This is a genomic window from Streptomyces sp. R44 (assembly GCF_041053105.1).
Taxonomy (GTDB): Bacteria; Actinomycetota; Actinomycetes; order Streptomycetales; family Streptomycetaceae; genus Streptomyces.
In genome coordinates, this window is record NZ_CP163444.1 from 7,923,001 (window position 1) to 7,938,141 (window position 15,141).

General features: G+C 71.6%; 17 protein-coding genes and 1 pseudogene. 13 read left to right on the forward strand and 5 right to left on the reverse strand.

Annotated features, from left to right (window positions below):
* The first annotated feature begins 94 nt into the window (after positions 1-94).
* Genes AB5J54_RS36720 through AB5J54_RS36745 form a run of 6 tightly spaced genes read left to right on the forward strand, consistent with a single transcriptional unit; the run spans position 95 to position 4,134 of the window.
* Positions 95-499, forward strand: coding sequence for a cupin domain-containing protein (locus AB5J54_RS36720; protein ID WP_351190717.1), 405 nt, complete (start codon positions 95-97; stop codon positions 497-499).
* Positions 496-1,764 carry a beta-ketoacyl synthase gene (locus AB5J54_RS36725; RefSeq protein WP_369148259.1) on the forward strand — a complete coding sequence of 423 codons (1,269 nt, stop codon included), beginning with the start codon at positions 496-498 and terminating at the stop codon, positions 1,762-1,764. Before AB5J54_RS36720 ends, AB5J54_RS36725 begins: the two co-directional genes overlap by 4 nt.
* Positions 1,761-3,011 (forward strand): ketosynthase chain-length factor, encoded by a 1,251-nt coding sequence (locus AB5J54_RS36730; protein WP_369148260.1) that lies wholly within the window; start codon positions 1,761-1,763, stop codon positions 3,009-3,011. Before AB5J54_RS36725 ends, AB5J54_RS36730 begins: the two co-directional genes overlap by 4 nt.
* A 26-nt stretch (positions 3,012-3,037) precedes the next feature.
* Positions 3,038-3,295, forward strand: a complete 258-nt coding sequence (locus tag AB5J54_RS36735; protein ID WP_369148261.1) for an acyl carrier protein — start codon at positions 3,038-3,040, stop codon at positions 3,293-3,295.
* Position 3,296: 1 nt separating this feature from the next.
* The gene (locus tag AB5J54_RS36740) at positions 3,297-3,776 is read left to right on the forward strand and encodes an SRPBCC family protein (protein ID WP_369148262.1); all 480 of its coding nucleotides are present in this window, start codon (positions 3,297-3,299) and stop codon (positions 3,774-3,776) included.
* 25 nt (positions 3,777-3,801) lie between these two features.
* Positions 3,802-4,134, forward strand: coding sequence for a TcmI family type II polyketide cyclase (locus AB5J54_RS36745; protein WP_369148263.1), 333 nt, complete (start codon positions 3,802-3,804; stop codon positions 4,132-4,134).
* A gap of 84 nt (positions 4,135-4,218) precedes the next feature.
* Here AB5J54_RS36745 and AB5J54_RS36750 read toward each other — a convergent pair whose 3' ends face one another.
* Together AB5J54_RS36750 and AB5J54_RS36755 are read right to left on the reverse strand one after the other, a co-directional pair.
* Positions 4,219-5,247: a methyltransferase gene (locus AB5J54_RS36750; RefSeq protein ID WP_369148264.1), complete on the reverse strand. Its 1,029-nt coding sequence runs from the start codon at positions 5,245-5,247 to the stop codon at positions 4,219-4,221.
* A gap of 57 nt (positions 5,248-5,304) precedes the next feature.
* On the reverse strand, positions 5,305-6,369 hold the full coding sequence (locus tag AB5J54_RS36755) for a nitrous oxide reductase family maturation protein NosD (protein WP_369148265.1): 1,065 nt from the start codon (positions 6,367-6,369) through the stop codon (positions 5,305-5,307).
* Positions 6,370-6,691: 322 nt separating this feature from the next.
* On the opposite strand from AB5J54_RS36755, the gene AB5J54_RS36760 reads away from it, so the two are divergent.
* The 6 genes from AB5J54_RS36760 to AB5J54_RS36785 all read left to right on the forward strand — a co-directional run bounded on the left by AB5J54_RS36760 (position 6,692) and on the right by AB5J54_RS36785 (position 11,933).
* A complete protein-coding gene (locus tag AB5J54_RS36760) occupies positions 6,692-7,267 on the forward strand; it encodes a sortase (protein WP_369148266.1) in 576 nt (191 codons plus the stop codon).
* A 298-nt stretch (positions 7,268-7,565) separates the two neighbouring features.
* On the forward strand, positions 7,566-9,101 hold the full coding sequence (locus tag AB5J54_RS36765; protein WP_369148267.1) for an ATP-binding protein: 1,536 nt from the start codon (positions 7,566-7,568) through the stop codon (positions 9,099-9,101).
* Between the two features lies 1 nt (position 9,102).
* Positions 9,103-9,510: a roadblock/LC7 domain-containing protein gene (locus AB5J54_RS36770; RefSeq protein WP_369148268.1), complete on the forward strand. Its 408-nt coding sequence runs from the start codon at positions 9,103-9,105 to the stop codon at positions 9,508-9,510.
* A complete protein-coding gene (locus AB5J54_RS36775; RefSeq protein ID WP_369148269.1) occupies positions 9,507-9,863 on the forward strand; it encodes a DUF742 domain-containing protein in 357 nt (118 codons plus the stop codon). The genes AB5J54_RS36770 and AB5J54_RS36775 overlap by 4 nt, the downstream gene beginning before the upstream one ends.
* A complete protein-coding gene (locus AB5J54_RS36780; protein WP_369148270.1) occupies positions 9,844-10,467 on the forward strand; it encodes an ATP/GTP-binding protein in 624 nt (207 codons plus the stop codon). The genes AB5J54_RS36775 and AB5J54_RS36780 overlap by 20 nt, the downstream gene beginning before the upstream one ends.
* Positions 10,464-11,933 carry a cytochrome P450 gene (locus AB5J54_RS36785; protein ID WP_369148271.1) on the forward strand — a complete coding sequence of 490 codons (1,470 nt, stop codon included), beginning with the start codon at positions 10,464-10,466 and terminating at the stop codon, positions 11,931-11,933. The genes AB5J54_RS36780 and AB5J54_RS36785 overlap by 4 nt, the downstream gene beginning before the upstream one ends.
* Before the next feature lie 27 nt (positions 11,934-11,960).
* Here the strand turns inward: AB5J54_RS36785 and AB5J54_RS36790 are convergent, their stop codons facing one another.
* A complete protein-coding gene (locus AB5J54_RS36790; protein ID WP_369148272.1) occupies positions 11,961-12,992 on the reverse strand; it encodes a hypothetical protein in 1,032 nt (343 codons plus the stop codon).
* A gap of 184 nt (positions 12,993-13,176) precedes the next feature.
* Positions 13,177-14,238: a PucR family transcriptional regulator gene (locus AB5J54_RS36795; protein WP_369148273.1), complete on the reverse strand. Its 1,062-nt coding sequence runs from the start codon at positions 14,236-14,238 to the stop codon at positions 13,177-13,179.
* A gap of 324 nt (positions 14,239-14,562) precedes the next feature.
* Here AB5J54_RS36795 and AB5J54_RS36800 point away from each other — a divergent pair, with 324 nt between their 5' ends.
* Entirely contained in the window at positions 14,563-14,787 is a 225-nt protein-coding gene (locus AB5J54_RS36800) for a hypothetical protein (RefSeq protein WP_369148274.1), read from the forward strand.
* On the opposite strand, the pseudogene AB5J54_RS36805 reads toward AB5J54_RS36800, so the two are convergent.
* Positions 14,762-15,067 (reverse strand): annotated as a pseudogene (locus AB5J54_RS36805) (molybdopterin-dependent oxidoreductase); the annotation flags it as partial. The gene AB5J54_RS36800 and the pseudogene AB5J54_RS36805 overlap by 26 nt on opposite strands.
* Between the last annotated feature and the right edge of the window lie 74 nt (positions 15,068-15,141).

The window sequence follows — 15,141 nt, forward strand, 5'->3', positions numbered from 1 at the left end:
GCCACCGGCCCGACCGCCCGCGAGAGCCCGGCGCACCGGGCCACCGGCCCCCACCGTCCGTCACATCTCACCGCACCACTCGGAGGTATCAACCATGCTCGAGCAGACTCGGCTCATCGTGAACCTGAGCGACACGGAGCCCAACCGCAGACGCGGGGGCGACGTGCGGGCCATGCTCACGCCCGCCACGGTGAAGTCGACCAGCGGCTTCATGGGGATGGCCATCGCCCAGCCGGGCGAGCGCATCGCCGAGCACTACCACCCGTACTCCGAGGAGTTCGTGTACGTCGTCTCGGGCCGGTTCGAAGTGGACCTGGACGGCGAGACGCACCCGCTCGTGCCCGACCAGGGCCTCCTGATCCCCATCGGCGTCCGGCACCGCTTCCGCAACGTCGGCGACGTGGAGGCCCGCATGGTCTTCCACCTGGGGCCGCTCGCCCCGCACCCGAGCCTCGGTCACGTCGACACCGAGGAGGCCGTCGAGGGGGCGCTCGAGTGACCCGGCGCGTGGCCGTCACCGGCATAGGGGTGGTCGCCCCGGGCGGTGCCGGAACGGCGGCTTTCTGGGACCTCCTCGCCCAGGGGCGTACGGCGACCCGAGGCATCACCCTGTTCGACCCCGCCGGCCTGCGCTCCCGCATCGCCGCCGAGTGCGACTTCGATCCGTACGCCCACGGGCTGCCCCCCGACCTGATCCAGCACGCGGACCGGTACGTCCAGTTCGCCGCGGTCGCCGCCGGGGAAGCCGTACGGGACTCCGGGCTCGACGCCGCCACCGAGGACCCCTGGCGCGTCGGCGTCAGCCTCGGCAGCGCCGTCGGCGGCACCACCCGCCTGGAGCACGACTACGTCCTGGTCAGCGAGCGCGGACAGCGGTGGGACGTGGACCACCGCGCCGCCGACCCCAAGCTGCACATGGCGTTCTCGCCGAGCACGCTCGCCGCGGTGGTCGCCGAACAGTTCGGGGCCCGCGGCCCGGTGCAGACCGTCTCCACCGGCTGCACCTCCGGCCTCGACGCCGTCGGCTACGCCTTCCACACCATCGAGGAGGGCCGGGCGGACGTCGTCATAGCCGGGGCGTCGGACTCGCCGATCTCCCCGATCACCATGGCCTGCTTCGACGCCATCAAGGCCACCTCGCCCGACAACGACGACCCCGAGCACGCCTCCAAACCCTTCGACAACCGCCGCAACGGCTTCGTCATGGGAGAAGGAGCGGCCGTCCTCGTCCTGGAGGAGTACGAGCACGCCAGGGCCCGCGACGCGCACATCTACTGCGAGATCAGCGGCTACGCCACCTACGGGAACGCGTACCACATGACCGGTCTGACCGGCGAGGGCATCGAGATGGCCCGGGCGATCGACACCGCGCTCGACCAGGCCAGGCTCGACCCCACGTCGATCGACTACGTCAACGCGCACGGCTCCGGCACCCGCCAGAACGACCGGCACGAGACCGCCGCCGTCAAGCGGTCCCTGGGCTCCCACGCGTACGACACGCCCATGAGCTCCATCAAATCCATGGTGGGCCACTCGCTCGGCGCGATCGGCGCGATAGAGGTCGCCGCCTGCGTGCTCGCCCTGCGGCACCAGGTGGTGCCCCCGACCGCCAACTACGAGATCCCCGACCCCGAGTGCGACCTGGACTACGTGCCGCGCACCGCCCGCCCCCGGAAGCTCAGGAACGTGCTCTCCGTCGGCAGCGGCTTCGGAGGCTTCCAGTCCGCCGTGCTCCTGACCGGGCCGGGCGGGAGGACACGATGAGCACACAGCGGTCACCGCGGGCGGTCGTCACCGGCATCGGTGTGATCGCCCCCAACGGACTGCGCTCCGACGCGTACTGGAAGTCCGTCCGGGAGGGCCTCGGCGTTCTCGACCGGATCACCCGCGAGGGCTGCGAACACCTGCCCCTCAAGGTCGCGGGCCAGGTCGAGGGCTTCGACGCCTCCGCCCTCATCGACGAGCGCTTCCTCGTCCAGACCGACCGGTTCACCCACTACGCCATGGCGGCGGCCTCCCTCGCCCTCGACGAGGCCGGCCTCGGCCACGAGGAAGGACCCGAGGAGCCCTTCTCCATCGGCGTTGTCACCGCCGCGGGCTCGGGCGGCGGCGAGTTCGGCCAGCGCGAGCTGCAGAAGCTCTGGGGACAGGGCTCCAAGTTCGTCGGCCCGTACCAGTCCATCGCCTGGTTCTACGCCGCGAGCACCGGCCAGATCTCCATCCGGCACGGCTTCAAGGGCCCGTGCGGGGTGGTCGCCAGCGACGAGGCCGGCGGTCTCGACTCCCTCGCGCACGCCGCCCGCGCCGTCCGGCGCGGGACCGGTGCCGTCGTCGTCGGAGCCGCGGAAGCCCCCCTCGCCCCGTACTCGATGGTGTGCCAGCTCGGCTACCCCGAGCTCAGCACCGTCGACGACCCCGACCGGGCCTACCGTCCCTTCACGGCGAAGGCCTGCGGCTTCGTCCCCGCCGAGGGCGGCGCCATGTTCGTCGTCGAGGACGAGAAGCACGCCCTCGACCGGGGTGCGAGCGTACGGGCCACGATCGCCGGCCACGGCGCCACCTTCACCGGCGCCTCCCGCTGGGCGGAGTCCCGGGAGGGACTCGCCCGCGCCATCCGGGTCGCCCTCGACGAGGCGGGCTGCGCCCCGGAGGAGATCGACGTCGTCTTCCCCGACGCCCTGGGCGTGCCGGAGGCGGACCGCGCCGAGGCCCTCGCGATCGCCGACGCCCTGGGCGCGCACGCCACGCGCGTCCCCGTGACGGCACCCAAGACCGGCTACGGCCGGGCCTACTGCGGGGCACCCGTTCTGGACACCGCGGCCGCCGTGCTCGCCATGGAACACGGCCTGGTGCCCCCCACCCCCAACGTGTTCGACATCGACTGCGACCTCGACGTGGTCATGTCCGCAGCCCGGCCCGCCGAGCTGCGCACGGCCCTCGTCCTCAGCAGGGGACTCATGGGATCCAACGCGGCGCTCGTCGTGCGCCGCGGTGGCGGACTCGCCCGGTAGCTCCGGGCGAGGAAGGAGAAACGAAGATGATCACCACCGAACTCACCTTCGGCGAACTGGCCACGCTGATGAAGCAGTCGGCCGGCGTGACCGTCGACCCCACCCAGCTCGAAGAGGCCCCCGAGACCCCCTTCAGCGGCCTCGGCGTCGACTCGCTCGGCCTGCTCGGCATCGTCGGCGAGCTGGAGAACCGGCACGGCGTGGCGCTGCCCACCGACGCCGAGCGCTGCAAGACGCCGGCCGAGTTCATCGCCCTCGTCAACAACGCCCTCGCAGGAGTCTGACGTGTCCGGACACACCGACAACAGCATCACCATCGACGCCCCTCTCGATCTGGTCTGGGACATGACCAACGACATCGAGAACTGGCCGCAGCTCTTCAGCGAGTACGCCTCCGTCGAGGTCCTCGAACGGAAGGGCGACACCACCAAGTTCCGCCTGACCATGCACCCCGACGAGAACGGGAAGGTCTGGAGCTGGGTGTCGGAGCGCACCACCGACCGCGAGAACCGGAAGGTGCGCGCCCGCCGCGTCGAGACCGGCCCCTTCGCGCACATGAACATCGCCTGGGAGTACGAGGAGCTGCCCGGCGGCGTCCAGATGCGCTGGATCCAGGACTTCGCGATGAAGCCCGACGCCCCCGTCGACGACGAGTGGATGACCGAGAACATCAACCGCAACTCCCGCGTCCAGATGGCCCTCATCCGGGACCGCCTCGTCCAGGCCGCGAGCGAGCGCCGGACCGCGCCGGTCCGCAACGCCTGACGGGCACTCGCCAGAAAGGAAAAGAATGCACCACGCACTGATCGTCGCCCGTATGGCGCCCGGCTCGGCGCCCGCGATCGCGGACGTGTTCGCCGACTCCGACCGCGGCGAGCTGCCGCATCTGGTGGGGGTCGCCCGGCGCAGCCTGTTCCAGTTCGGTGACGTCTATCTGCACCTGATCGAGTCCGAGCAGGACCCGGCGCCCCACGTCGCCAGGCTGGCCGGACACCCCGAGTTCCGCGGCGTCAGCGAGCGTCTGTCGGCGTACGTCAGCGCGTACGACCCGACGACCTGGCGCAGCCCCAAGGACGCCATGGCGCACTGCTTCTACCGCTGGGAGCGTGACGCCGGCTCCTGAGCCGGGAACCCGGTGAAACCCGAGGCCGCCCGCCCCGCGACAGACGCGGAGCGGGCGGCCTGAGGTTTCCGCCGTGGTCCGGGATCAGCCGGGCACGGTGCACTCGAAGGCGTGCAGGTACGCGTTGACCGGGCGGATCTCGCCGATGACGAGCCCGGCGGCCGTGAGCCGCTCCACCATGCTCTGCCGGGTGTGCTTCGCGCCACCGACGTTGAGCAGCAGCAGGAGGTCCATGGCCGTCGTGAACCTCATGGAGGGGGTGTCGTCCACGAGGTTCTCGATGACGACGACGCGGGCGCCGGGCTCGGCGGCCTTGCGGACGTTCGCCAGGCACCTGCGGGTGCTGTCGTCGTCCCACTCCAGGATGTTCTTGATGATGTAGACGTCGGCCCGGACCGGAATGTCCTCCCGGCAGTCGCCGGGCACGATGCGTACGCGGGAGGCCAGCGAGCCGTTCTCCCGCAGCCGCGGATCGGCGTTGCCGACCACCGCCGGCAGGTCGAGCAGCGTGCCGTGCAGCGTGGGGTGCTTCTCCAGGAGGCTCGCCAGGACGTGGCCCTGTCCGCCGCCGATGTCCGCGACGGAGGAGGCTCCGCGCAGATCGAGGAGTTCGGCGACGTCCTCGGCCGACTGCCTGCTCGACGTGGTCATGGCCCGGTTGAAGACGTACGCGGACTCGGGCGCCTCCTCGTTGAGGTACGAGAAGAACTCCCGCTCGTACACGTCCTCGAAGACATTGCGGCCGGAGCGGACGGCCTCGTCGAGCTTGGGCCAGACGTCCCAGGTCCAGGGCTCGGTGCACCACAGCGCGATGTAGCGCAGGCTGTGCGGATCGTCCTCGCGCAGCAGCCGGGACATCTCCGTGTGGGCGAAGGCGCCGTCGGGCTGCTCGGCGAAGACGCCCTGGCAGGACAGGGCGCGCAGCAGGCGCCGCAGGGTGCGTGGTTCGGTCTTCACCGCGGCCGCGAGGTCCTCCGCGGTCATGGGGGTGTCTCCCAGTGCGTCGGCCACGCCCAGGCGGGCGGCCGCGCGCACGGCGGCGGCGCACGCCGCGCCGAAGACGAGTTCTCTCAGCCGCATCGGCGGCGGGGGAGCGGAATCGACGGTCGTCATCTGTTTCGCCTTGCCTTTGCTGTCATGCCATACGGGTGGGGGAGTCGGGGCGGGCGGTCAGCACATGCCCGCGGGCTCGGAGACGCCGCAGGTGTTGTGGCGGAACGTGTTGGTCTTGCTGACGTCCCGGTTCGCGAGGTCGGCGGTGCCGTTGCGCAGCACCACGTTGTCGTGGATCTCGATCCGTTCGTTGGGGACGCCCACGAAGCTCTTGAAGAGCACGATGCCGCCGGACAGCGGTGAGCTGCCGACGTTGTCCTCGACCCGGTTGTGGGCGACGACCGTGTCCTCGGCGCCGGTGACGACGATGCCCGAGCCCTGGAGGAAGGGCAGGCGCGGGGTCTTCGGGCAGAGCTTGTTGTTCTCGTGGATGTGGTTCCGACGCAGGGTCATCGCCCCGGCGCGCGGGGTGGACTCGTCGCCCACCACGAACACGGCGGCGCAGTTGCCGGTGGCCTCGTTGTGGTCGACGGTCAGGTTCCGCAGGCGCCGCACCGTGATGCCGATCCTGTTGCCGGACACCCGGTTGCCGCTGACGACCGTGCCGTGGGTGTCGGTGGCTCCTCCTTCCTCGGTGACGGTGTTGGCCAGGAACAGGCCCGCGTCGCCGTTGCCCCGGGCGGTGTTGTGGCGCAGCACTCCGCGTACGGAACGCTCCTGGGCGATGCCCCAGGTGCCGTTGGACTCGGCGGTGACCCGCTGGACCACCAGGCGGTCGGTCCATTTGGCCCACAGGCCGTTCTTGGCGAAGCCCCGGAGGGTCAGCGAGCGCACGGTCACGCCCTCGACGGGACGGGCCTCGGTGCCGGTCACGCAGATGCCGTTGCCCGCCTGCGCGCAGGTGTCGGCGCCGGGGGTGGCGGCGGGCCGGATGACGGTGGGGAAGACGGTCGAGCCGCGGAGGGTGAGGTGCGACGTGGTGATGCGGACGCTCTCGTGGTACGTGCCGGGGGCGAGGATGATGGTGTCGCCGGGGCGCGCGGAGTCCACGGCCTGCTGGATCGATTCGCCCGGCTTCACCCGGTGCACCGACCCGCTGCCGGCCGAGGGCGCGGCGGCCCCGAGCCCCGAGGCCGTGAGGGCCGCGGTGCACGCCAGGAGGGCGATCTGTCGTTTCGTCATATCGCGAAGTTATGAGCGCCCGTTCCGGCCCGCCACCGCTGATCCCCCGGGCGGGCCGGGGCCGACCGGGGGCCTTGTGCGGCGGCCGTACGGGCGCTGGTCCGTTCGCGTGCGGGGCGGGATCACCCGGGGGGCGGTACGCCCACGACGGTGACCTGCTGTGACGGGTCCGGGCGGGCGCGGCCGTGCGGCCGACCGGAGGACGGCCGAACGCGCTCCCCGTGTTGCGGGGAGTGCGCGGCGGCCTTTGCCTCGTGCACGGAGCACAGCACAGGTGCCGCGCGAAGGAGCCGGCCGGAAAGCTCCACCGAAGGAGAGAAGCATGCGTCGCGTACGCACCGGTCTGCAGATCAGCCTGATCGTCGGCGCCGTCGTCCTGTCCGCCCCCACGGCACTCGCAGCCCCCGGGGACTCCGATGTCCGGATCGCGCCGCTGAACGCGGCCCCCGGCACCACCGTCACCGTCACCACCACCGCCTGCGGCAAGGAGACCTACGGCAAGGGGGAGTCGGAGGCGGGCGGCAAGTTCCACCTGCTGCCGGGCAACCGGCAGGGTGTCCTGGTCGGCGAGTTCGTCGTGCCCGAAGGCGCCACGTCCGGCACGGACACGGTCACCCTGAAGTGCCCGCCGCGGATCAAGCAGACCGTCACGTACCGCATCTCGAGCCGGCCGCACGGCGGCGTCGAGGCCGGCTTCGGCTGGGCCGCGAGTGCCGCGGGCCGGGCCGATACCGTCGCGGCGGCCGGTGCGGCGGGGTCCGTCGCGACCGCCGCGGAGCCCGCGGCCGACTCCACGAGCGCCCCGCTCGCGGCGGGCGGCCTGCTGCTCGCCGGCGCCGCGGTGGGTGGTGCGCTCCACCTCCGCCGCCGCGCGCGGCGAGCCCGTGCCTCGGCCTGACGGGCACCCGGCCCGGGGACGTGTCCGCCCTCGGTCCTCGTCGCACACCCGCGACGGGGCCCGGGGGCGGACCCATGGGTACACACGCCAGAACGTGATCGGTCCCGCGCATTTCCGTTCGGCGAATGGTCGTTTTATAGAGGGGAATTGACCGCTGGAGGCTGTCCTTCCAGCAAGGTCACATGGCGAACCCGAACTGACTATGCTCCCCGATGTGTTGCGCCGTGCTCACAGCGAGTCACCGCCGCGCAATGCATCACCTCAGTCCGTTCATTTCAGACGGTTTAGGGACCCCCTGATGGTTCGTGCAGGTTCAATTTCCAGATCCCGGCCGACCTCGGCCGCCCGGGTATGGCTCCTCCCGCCCGGAGTTCTGGCCGTAGCCTCCGCCATAGCGCTGCTCCTCTCCTCCGCGCAGATACGGACACCGGTCGCCTGGTGCGGACTTGCCGCGGTCCTCCTGACGGTCGCCACCTCGGCCATCGCCGCGCGCCGAACACGCGCGGCGGAGGCCGAGCGGCACACGCGGGCGAGGGTCGAGGCGGCGGAGCAGCACGCCCAGCGCGAGGCCGAGCTCCTCGGGCGCCTGGCGGACCAGAGGGCCACCGTCCTCTGGCTCGCCCAGGAACTCCTCCCCGCGGCCATCTCCCGACTCCACAGGGGCGACGCCTCCCCGGACATCATCAACGCCGTGAAATTCGGGCAGCACCTCGACCCCGAGTACGTCGTGGCGCTCAAGGCGGCCCTGCGGACGTCCCTGGAGGCCGTGGAGACCGAGGAGCACACCCGCGACGCCTCCCAGCGCGCCCTCGTGGCGGTCGCGCGCCGGGTCCAGGCGATCGTGCACCAGCTCACCAAGGACCTCCACGCCATGCAGATCCTGCACGGCAACGACCTCGTGGTCTCCCGGGGACTGCAGAACGTCGACCACCGCAACGCCCTGATCGGCCGCCTCGCGGCCAGCGTCGCGGTCCTCGGCGACGCCCGGCCGGGGCGCCAGTGGTCCAAGGCGATCCCGCTCTACGACATCCTGCGCGGGGCCATGTCCCGCATCGTGGACTACCCCCGCGTCAAGCTGCAGTCGGTGGCGGAGGTCGCGGTGACCGGCCCCGGTGCCGAGCCGATGATGCACCTCCTCGCCGAACTCCTCGACAACGCCACGACGTTCTCCCCGCCGCACACCCCGGTCGAGGTGACCGCGAGCGAGGTGCCCTCCGGCATCGCGATCGAGATCGAGGACCGCGGAGTCGGTCTCACCGAGGAGGTCCGGCGGCGCGTCGAGCGCGTCATGGCCCAGTCGCAGACCGGGGTCAACCTGTCGAGCCTGGGCGAGCTCACCCAGATCGGCCTCCCGGTCGTCAGCCGACTGGCCCGCGAGCACGGCTGCGAGGTCGACCTGCGCACCTCCGCCTACGGAGGCGTACGGGCCGTGGTGCTCGTCCCCCGCGGGCTGATCACCACCGTTCCCCAGGGCTCCCTGCTGACCTCGGAGATCCTCCGGAGGCGGCGCGCGGGAGGCCCCGTCCTGCCCCGGCCGACCCCCGCGCCCGACGCCGGCGGGGACGCCGTCGTGGCCAGGAAGACCGCCAACGGACTCCCGCAACGACGACGGGAGGCGCCCTCGCCCATGCTCCCGCAGCGACGACGCGAGTCGCCGGTCCCGACGCCGCTCCTCCAGACCGGGCCCCCGCCCGCCGACCCGGCGGCCTCCCTGGCCGGCTCCCGCCAGCCGGGACTGATGTGGGAGGCGTTCAACGGCACCAAGAGCGGCGACGACGCAGCGGTCGCCGACCCCATTCTTTCCCCCAGCGAGCCGTCAGATGAGGACGAGTAACATGCAGCCACTGCCGAACATGGACTGGATGCTCACGGACCTGGTGAGCAGTGTCCCGTACGTGCGACACGTGGTCGTCCTGTCGTCGGACGGCCTCAGCATCGGGCAGGCGAACACGGCCCCCGACACCGCCGACGCGATCGCCGCCGCCTGCTCCGGCATCCAGAGCCTGGCCCGGGCCATCGCGCAGATGTTCCCGCAGGGGGACGGATCGACGCACATGGTCGGGATCGAGGCCGACGGCGGCTACTTCTCCCTGATGGCCGCCGGCCCCGGGGCGTATCTCGCGGTCCTCGCCGACCCGGAGGTGGACGCCGGACTCCTCGGCAACCGCATGCGCACGCTGGTGATCCGCATCGGCCAGCACATGACCAGTCCGCCTCGTGAGGACGTCGGGCAGGCGATGTGACATCGGAGAACCAGGGCCCCTGGCATGAAGGCACACCCGTCCCGCTCTACGTCGTTACCGGCGGCCCGGACCCCTCGACCGGGAAGTTCAACCTGGTCACCCTCATCGCAACGAGGTCCGAGCCCGACCCCGCCATGCAGCCCGAGCACTCGGCCATCCTCACCCTGTGCACGTACCCGCTCTCGGTGGCCGAGGTCTCCGCGTACCTCGGTCTCCCGTTCAGCGTCGTCACCGTGCTGCTCGCCCAGCTCGTCGAGGAGGAGCGGGTCGAGGCCATCTCGCCCGTACCCGTGGCGGCCTATCCCGAACGCGGCCTACTGGAGGCGGTGATCCATGGACTACGCAAACTCTGACCTGCTCGAGGCCGGCCGGCGCGACACCGACCTGCTGCTGCCGCACGGCGCCAGGGGAGTGAAGGTCGTGATCGTCGGCGGCTTCGGCGTCGGCAAGACGACCATGGTCGGGTCGGTGAGCGAGATCCCGCCCCTGACCACCGAGGAGACCATGACGCAGGCGGGCGTCGGGATCGACGACAACCCCGGCGCCAAGGGCAAGAAGACCACGACCGTCGCGCTGGACTTCGGCCGCATCAGCATCAACCAGGAGCTGATCCTCTATCTGTTCGGCACACCCGGACAGGAGCGCTTCTGGTTCCTGTGGAACGGCATCTTCGAAGGCGCGCTGGGCGCCGTCGTCCTCGTCGACACCCGCAGGATCGAGGTCTCCTTCGAGGTCATCACCCGGCTCGAAGACCGCCGCGTCCCGTTCGTCGTGGCCGTCAACACCTTCCCGGAGGCCCCGCAGTACCCCCTGACAGATCTGCGCACCGCTCTGGCCCTCAACGACTCCGTGCCCATCGTCACCTGTGACGCCCGGGACCGGGCGTCCTGCCGCGACACCCTGCTCGCGCTGATGGGCTACCTGTGCACCCTCGCCGCCGCCCAGGAGACCGCATGACCGTCCCACCCACCGAACACGCCACCGCACAGCCCGGGGCGATCCCGCCCCCGGGCTGTCCGGCCCACATCGGCGACGGCCCCGGCGGAGCCACCCGGCTCTACGGCCCCGCCGCGTCGACGGACCCGATGGGCCTGTACGAGGAGCTGCGCGCCGCCCACGGCCCGGTGGCGCCCGTCCTGCTCGACGGCGACGTCCGCGCCTGGCTCGTCCTCGGGTACCTGGAGAACCGGGACGTGGCCAGCCGCCCGACCCAGTTCTCCCGCGACCCCCGCGTCTGGCACGGCTGGCGGAGCGGGGAGATCGACCCCGAGACCTCTCCGCTGATCCCGATGATCGGCTGGCGCCCCGACTGCGTCTGCGCGGACGGCGAGGAGCACCAGCGGCTGCGGGGCGCGGTCACGTCCAGCCTCAGCCAGTTCGACCACCGGGGCGTCCGCCGTCTCATCACCCGCTTCTCCCACCAGCTGATCGACACCTTCTGCGAGCGCGGCGAGGTGGAGCTGGTGGAGCAGTTCACCGAGCACCTGCCCATGCTCACCCTCATCCATCTGCTCGGGATGTCGGACGAGGACGAGGACGCCCCCAGGCTGGTGCACGCCGCCCGTGACCTGTTCAAGGCGACCGAGACCTCGCTGGCCAGCAACGCCTATGTGCTCGAATGCCTCGAAAAGCTGGTCGTCGAGAAGCGCGCCCATCCGGGCCACGACGTCGCCTCCGCGCTGATGGCCCACCCGGCGGCGCTCACCGACGAGGAGGTCAAGCACCACCTGAGGCTCATCCTGCTCGCCGGCTACGAGACGACCGCCAACCTGATGTCCAACGTCATGCGCATGGTCGTCACCGATCCCCGGTTCCGCGGCTCCCTCGCGGGCGGCCAGATGACCGTTCCGGAGGCGGTGGAGCAGGTCCTCTGGGACGAGCCGCCGCTCATGGTGTGCCCCGGCCGCTGGGCCAACGGCGACACCACGCTCGGCGGGCAGGAGATCAAGGCGGGGGACATGCTCCTGCTCGGTCTGGCCGCGGGCAACGTCGACACGGCGATCCGCCCGGACGCCGCGACCCCCGTGCACCACAACCGCGCGCACCTGTCCTTCAGCGCGGGCACGCACGAATGCCCGGGCCAGGACATCGGCCGCATCATCGCCGACGCGGGCATCGACATCCTGCTCACCCGGCTTCCCGACGTCGCCCTGGCCATTCCCGAGGAGGACCTCAGCTGGCGTTCCTCCACCTGGGCCCGGCACCTCACGGCCCTGCCGGTGACCTTCGCGCCACGTGCGCCCCAGGGCGACGACGACCCGGCCCCGCTGCCGGCCCCGCCGGCCCGGAGCGACGGAAGGCCCGTGACGGCTCCGCGGCCGGTGAGCGACCCGGGGGCGGCGACCGCTCCGGTGGCGGCGGGACGGCCCGCGCCCCGGCGTTCGTGGTGGGCGCGCGTCCGGCGGTTCCTGCGCGGGAAGTAGGGGTGCGCCGGGGCGGCCCCGCTGCCCTCACTCCGGGAACGACCCGTCCCCGGAGGCGTAGCGGGGCGCTCCGGTGTACCAGGCGTGGAGGCCGGAGAGGAAGCCACAGGCTCCCCGGAGCCAGGTCTCCAGCTCGGCCCGCTCGTCGTGGTCGAGGCCGGACCGGTGGACGAGCAGCGGCAGTTCGCTCTGCCTGAGGTGCTCGAACTCCCGCAGGCGGGCGTTCACCAGATGGAGTGCGGCGGGTACGGCGGCGTGCAGGGTGATGCCCAGGGAGGTTCCGACGACCAGAACCAGATTGTTGACATCGTTCTCCTCGTGCACTTCCCTTTCATAGGACGCGATGTCGTTCGCAAGCCCCATGAAATCCATGAAGGCGTCGAGCAGCGCCTGTACGGTCCGCGTGTGGCGTATTTTCGCGGGTATTCGCGCGCCCGTGGACAATTCCACGGAATAGGGGGCGGTGTAGGCGGCGAAACTCTCCCGGCGGAACGGGGCGTAGTCGATCAGATGGGGAATGCGGCCGCTGCGGCTGTTGGCCAGTTCCTCGACTCCCGCGTCGATGTAACGCGCCAGAGCCCGGTTGAACTCCACACGCCAGTGGTCCAGTCTCGGCGGGAAGAGGTGCTGCTGCAGATCGGCGATTCCCCGCTCGACGGCGTTCGTCGGCTCGGGCAGCCTGGCCCCCCGCTCGGGCCGCAGGAAGGCGTGCAGCCGGGTGGTGAAGGCGCGTGCTCCGGCGAGGTCGCCGGTCTGCTTGAACGCGGACGCGAAGTAGTCGTCCCAGGCCAGGGCCCAGATGTTGAAGCGGTGGTTGAGCCGGAGGTCGGAGAGCGAGGCGTCGGGGAGGGTCCAGGCGGTCAGCTGGTCGACGGTCATCGCGTGGAACTTGGCCCGGCTCCAGATCGCGGGGCGGGCCGGCGGCCCCGGGTAGCCGTCGAGCATGCCCATGGCGCGTGCCCAGGACTCGCTCTCCTCGTGCAGGGCGGGCAGATGCGGATTCACCCGCAGCGCGTGGGGCATCCATAGCAGGGGCACGTCGACGGCGCGCACTGTCATGGGGACCGACCTCCTTCTGTCCTCGACCCGCACCGGTGCGCCGCGAGGCCGACCACTGCCCGCCCCACGGCTCTCCAAACCTGCCCGCCACGGACGACCGGAAACCGACAACTCTCCACGGCGGGCGATCAGTTCGGGATCACTCGCGCAAAGAAACGATCCTTCCGGGCTGTCGAGCGGCGCTCTACAGCGGCTGCTCGGGCCAGTCCAGGAGACGGGCGCCGATGACGGCCGTCTGGAGGGCGTAGCGCTGCACGGGATCGCCGGGGTCCGCGCCGGTGAGCCGGTGGATGCGGTCGAGGCGGTAGGTCATGGCCCGCACGCTGAGGCTGAGTTCGCGGGCCGCCTGCGCGGTGACGCAGCCGCTGTCGAAGTACGCCGTGAGCGTCTCCAGGAGGGGCTTCGCGCCGCCGCGGGCCTGCCGGAGCGGGCCGAGCACGGTGCGGACGAGGTCGGCCATGGCCTGCCGGTCACGGGTGAGGACCGGGTAGACGAGGAGGTCGGCGGCGTGCAGGACCGGCTCGCTCAGGTTCATGCGGGCCGCGAGGGCGAGGGCGTTGAGGGCCTCCTCGTAGGAGTGGACGACACCGCCCGCGCCCGGGTGCGGGCGGCCGATGGCGACCTGGCCGCCGTCGGCCGCCGCGTACGCCTGCTTGGCGAAGTGGGTGAGCACCTCGGGCTCGTCGGCCGGCGCGACGCAGATCAGCCGCCCGTCCTTGGCGGTGAGCAGGATCCGGCGACTGCCGAAGCGGGCGACGAGCGAGGACTCGACGGTACGGGTGACCGCGTAGCCGTCGCTGTACGGTTCCGGGCCCTGGGCGACGGCCACGGTGTGAGCGGGGGACAGGAGCAGCCCGAAGCGCTCGGCCCGCTCGGCGAGACGGCCCAGATCGCTCCGGCCGTACAGCAGGTCGTCGATGAACTCCCGGCGTGCCGCCTCCTCCTGACGCATCGCCAGGTACTGGGCCCGCTCGTGCCCCTCGGCGAAGGCGTCCACGGCCTGCTCGACGGCGCTCAGCAGGTGGTCGGCGGCGGACGGCGGCAGACCGGGGCGCACCCGCTCGGCGGCGGAGAGATGGGCCCGGACGAGGGCGCGCAGTCCGATGCCGGCCTCCGCGGCCCGCTCGCCGAGCGAACCCAGGGCGTCGCGCTCCTCCCGGGTGAGTCTGCGGCGGGTCGCGCACACACCCGCCAGGATCTCGGCGTACCCGTCCAGGTACTCCTCGGCGGGCTCTCTCTCCGACACGTTTCCTCCCCCGTTCTGACGCGCCCCTGACGTGTTCCTGACGCGCGGTGATCAAGAGTGACACGCCCGTGGGCAGGGAGAGGAAGCGGCATCGAGAAGGCGTCGAACACTGCCGGACACCGGCAGTGCGCGGCGGATGATCAGGCCTCAGGATCACAGAGGGGTCCGGTGCCGCCAAACGGGGGAGTCGGCGGCACCGGACCTTGGTCCCACGGTACAAGCAGCGGGCGGGTACGGGTGCCGGAATCGACCAGGACGACGCGAACGAAGCGCGCCGCCCGTGCCCGAACACCGCCGGAACCGGCGGAGAGAGCGAGCGACAGCATGGCCAAGCCGGTGCACGCGGCGATCGGCGAGAAGCCGATCCGCTGCCGGATGTGCGACAACGACACCTTCCGTGAGCGGGAGGTGAAGCTGAACAGCACGGGCATGGAGTTCTTCAACATGGCCTGGGCGAACGAGTCGGCGACCGGCCTGATCTGCTGGACGTGCGGCTACGTCCACCTGTTCGTCAACCGGGACATCAGGCTCTACCGGATACAGGGCTGAGCCCGGCCTCGGGGGCGCGCGGCGCACGGAAGGCACCGATCCAGATGCCGGTGACGGCGCTCACGTACCGGGCGCCGCACCGGTCCGAGGGGACGACCAGCTGGGTGCCCGAGGTGTCGAGCCACTCCTCGTCCATCCGGGTCGCGAGCAGGATCGGCGCGTCGCCGAAGTCCGCGTCGATCTCCGCCCAGGACAGCAGCGCGTGATGCCCGTCGCCGCCGCTCACCGTGAGCAGGAAGCGCGACCGCTCCTTGCGGCGCGCCGGATCGAACCCCGGCCGGGCGGTCGGTGTGGCCACTGCGCCCAGTGATGCCCGACCGCGCCGAGCCGGAGCTTGATACGAGACGGCGGGGC

Coding starts and splice junctions, on each gene's coding strand:
- AB5J54_RS36720 (WP_351190717.1), top strand. CDS start 95: ATGCTCGAGCAGACTCGGCTCATCGTGAACCTGAGCGACACGGAGCCC.
- AB5J54_RS36730 (WP_369148260.1), top strand. CDS start 1,761: ATGAGCACACAGCGGTCACCGCGGGCGGTCGTCACCGGCATCGGTGTG.
- AB5J54_RS36735 (WP_369148261.1), top strand. CDS start 3,038: ATGATCACCACCGAACTCACCTTCGGCGAACTGGCCACGCTGATGAAG.
- AB5J54_RS36745 (WP_369148263.1), top strand. CDS start 3,802: ATGCACCACGCACTGATCGTCGCCCGTATGGCGCCCGGCTCGGCGCCC.
- AB5J54_RS36750 (WP_369148264.1), bottom strand. CDS start 5,247: ATGACGACCGTCGATTCCGCTCCCCCGCCGCCGATGCGGCTGAGAGAA.
- AB5J54_RS36755 (WP_369148265.1), bottom strand. CDS start 6,369: ATGACGAAACGACAGATCGCCCTCCTGGCGTGCACCGCGGCCCTCACG.
- AB5J54_RS36760 (WP_369148266.1), top strand. CDS start 6,692: ATGCGTCGCGTACGCACCGGTCTGCAGATCAGCCTGATCGTCGGCGCC.
- AB5J54_RS36765 (WP_369148267.1), top strand. CDS start 7,566: ATGGTTCGTGCAGGTTCAATTTCCAGATCCCGGCCGACCTCGGCCGCC.
- AB5J54_RS36770 (WP_369148268.1), top strand. CDS start 9,103: ATGCAGCCACTGCCGAACATGGACTGGATGCTCACGGACCTGGTGAGC.
- AB5J54_RS36780 (WP_369148270.1), top strand. CDS start 9,844: ATGGACTACGCAAACTCTGACCTGCTCGAGGCCGGCCGGCGCGACACC.
- AB5J54_RS36785 (WP_369148271.1), top strand. CDS start 10,464: ATGACCGTCCCACCCACCGAACACGCCACCGCACAGCCCGGGGCGATC.
- AB5J54_RS36790 (WP_369148272.1), bottom strand. CDS start 12,992: ATGACAGTGCGCGCCGTCGACGTGCCCCTGCTATGGATGCCCCACGCG.
- AB5J54_RS36800 (WP_369148274.1), top strand. CDS start 14,563: ATGGCCAAGCCGGTGCACGCGGCGATCGGCGAGAAGCCGATCCGCTGC.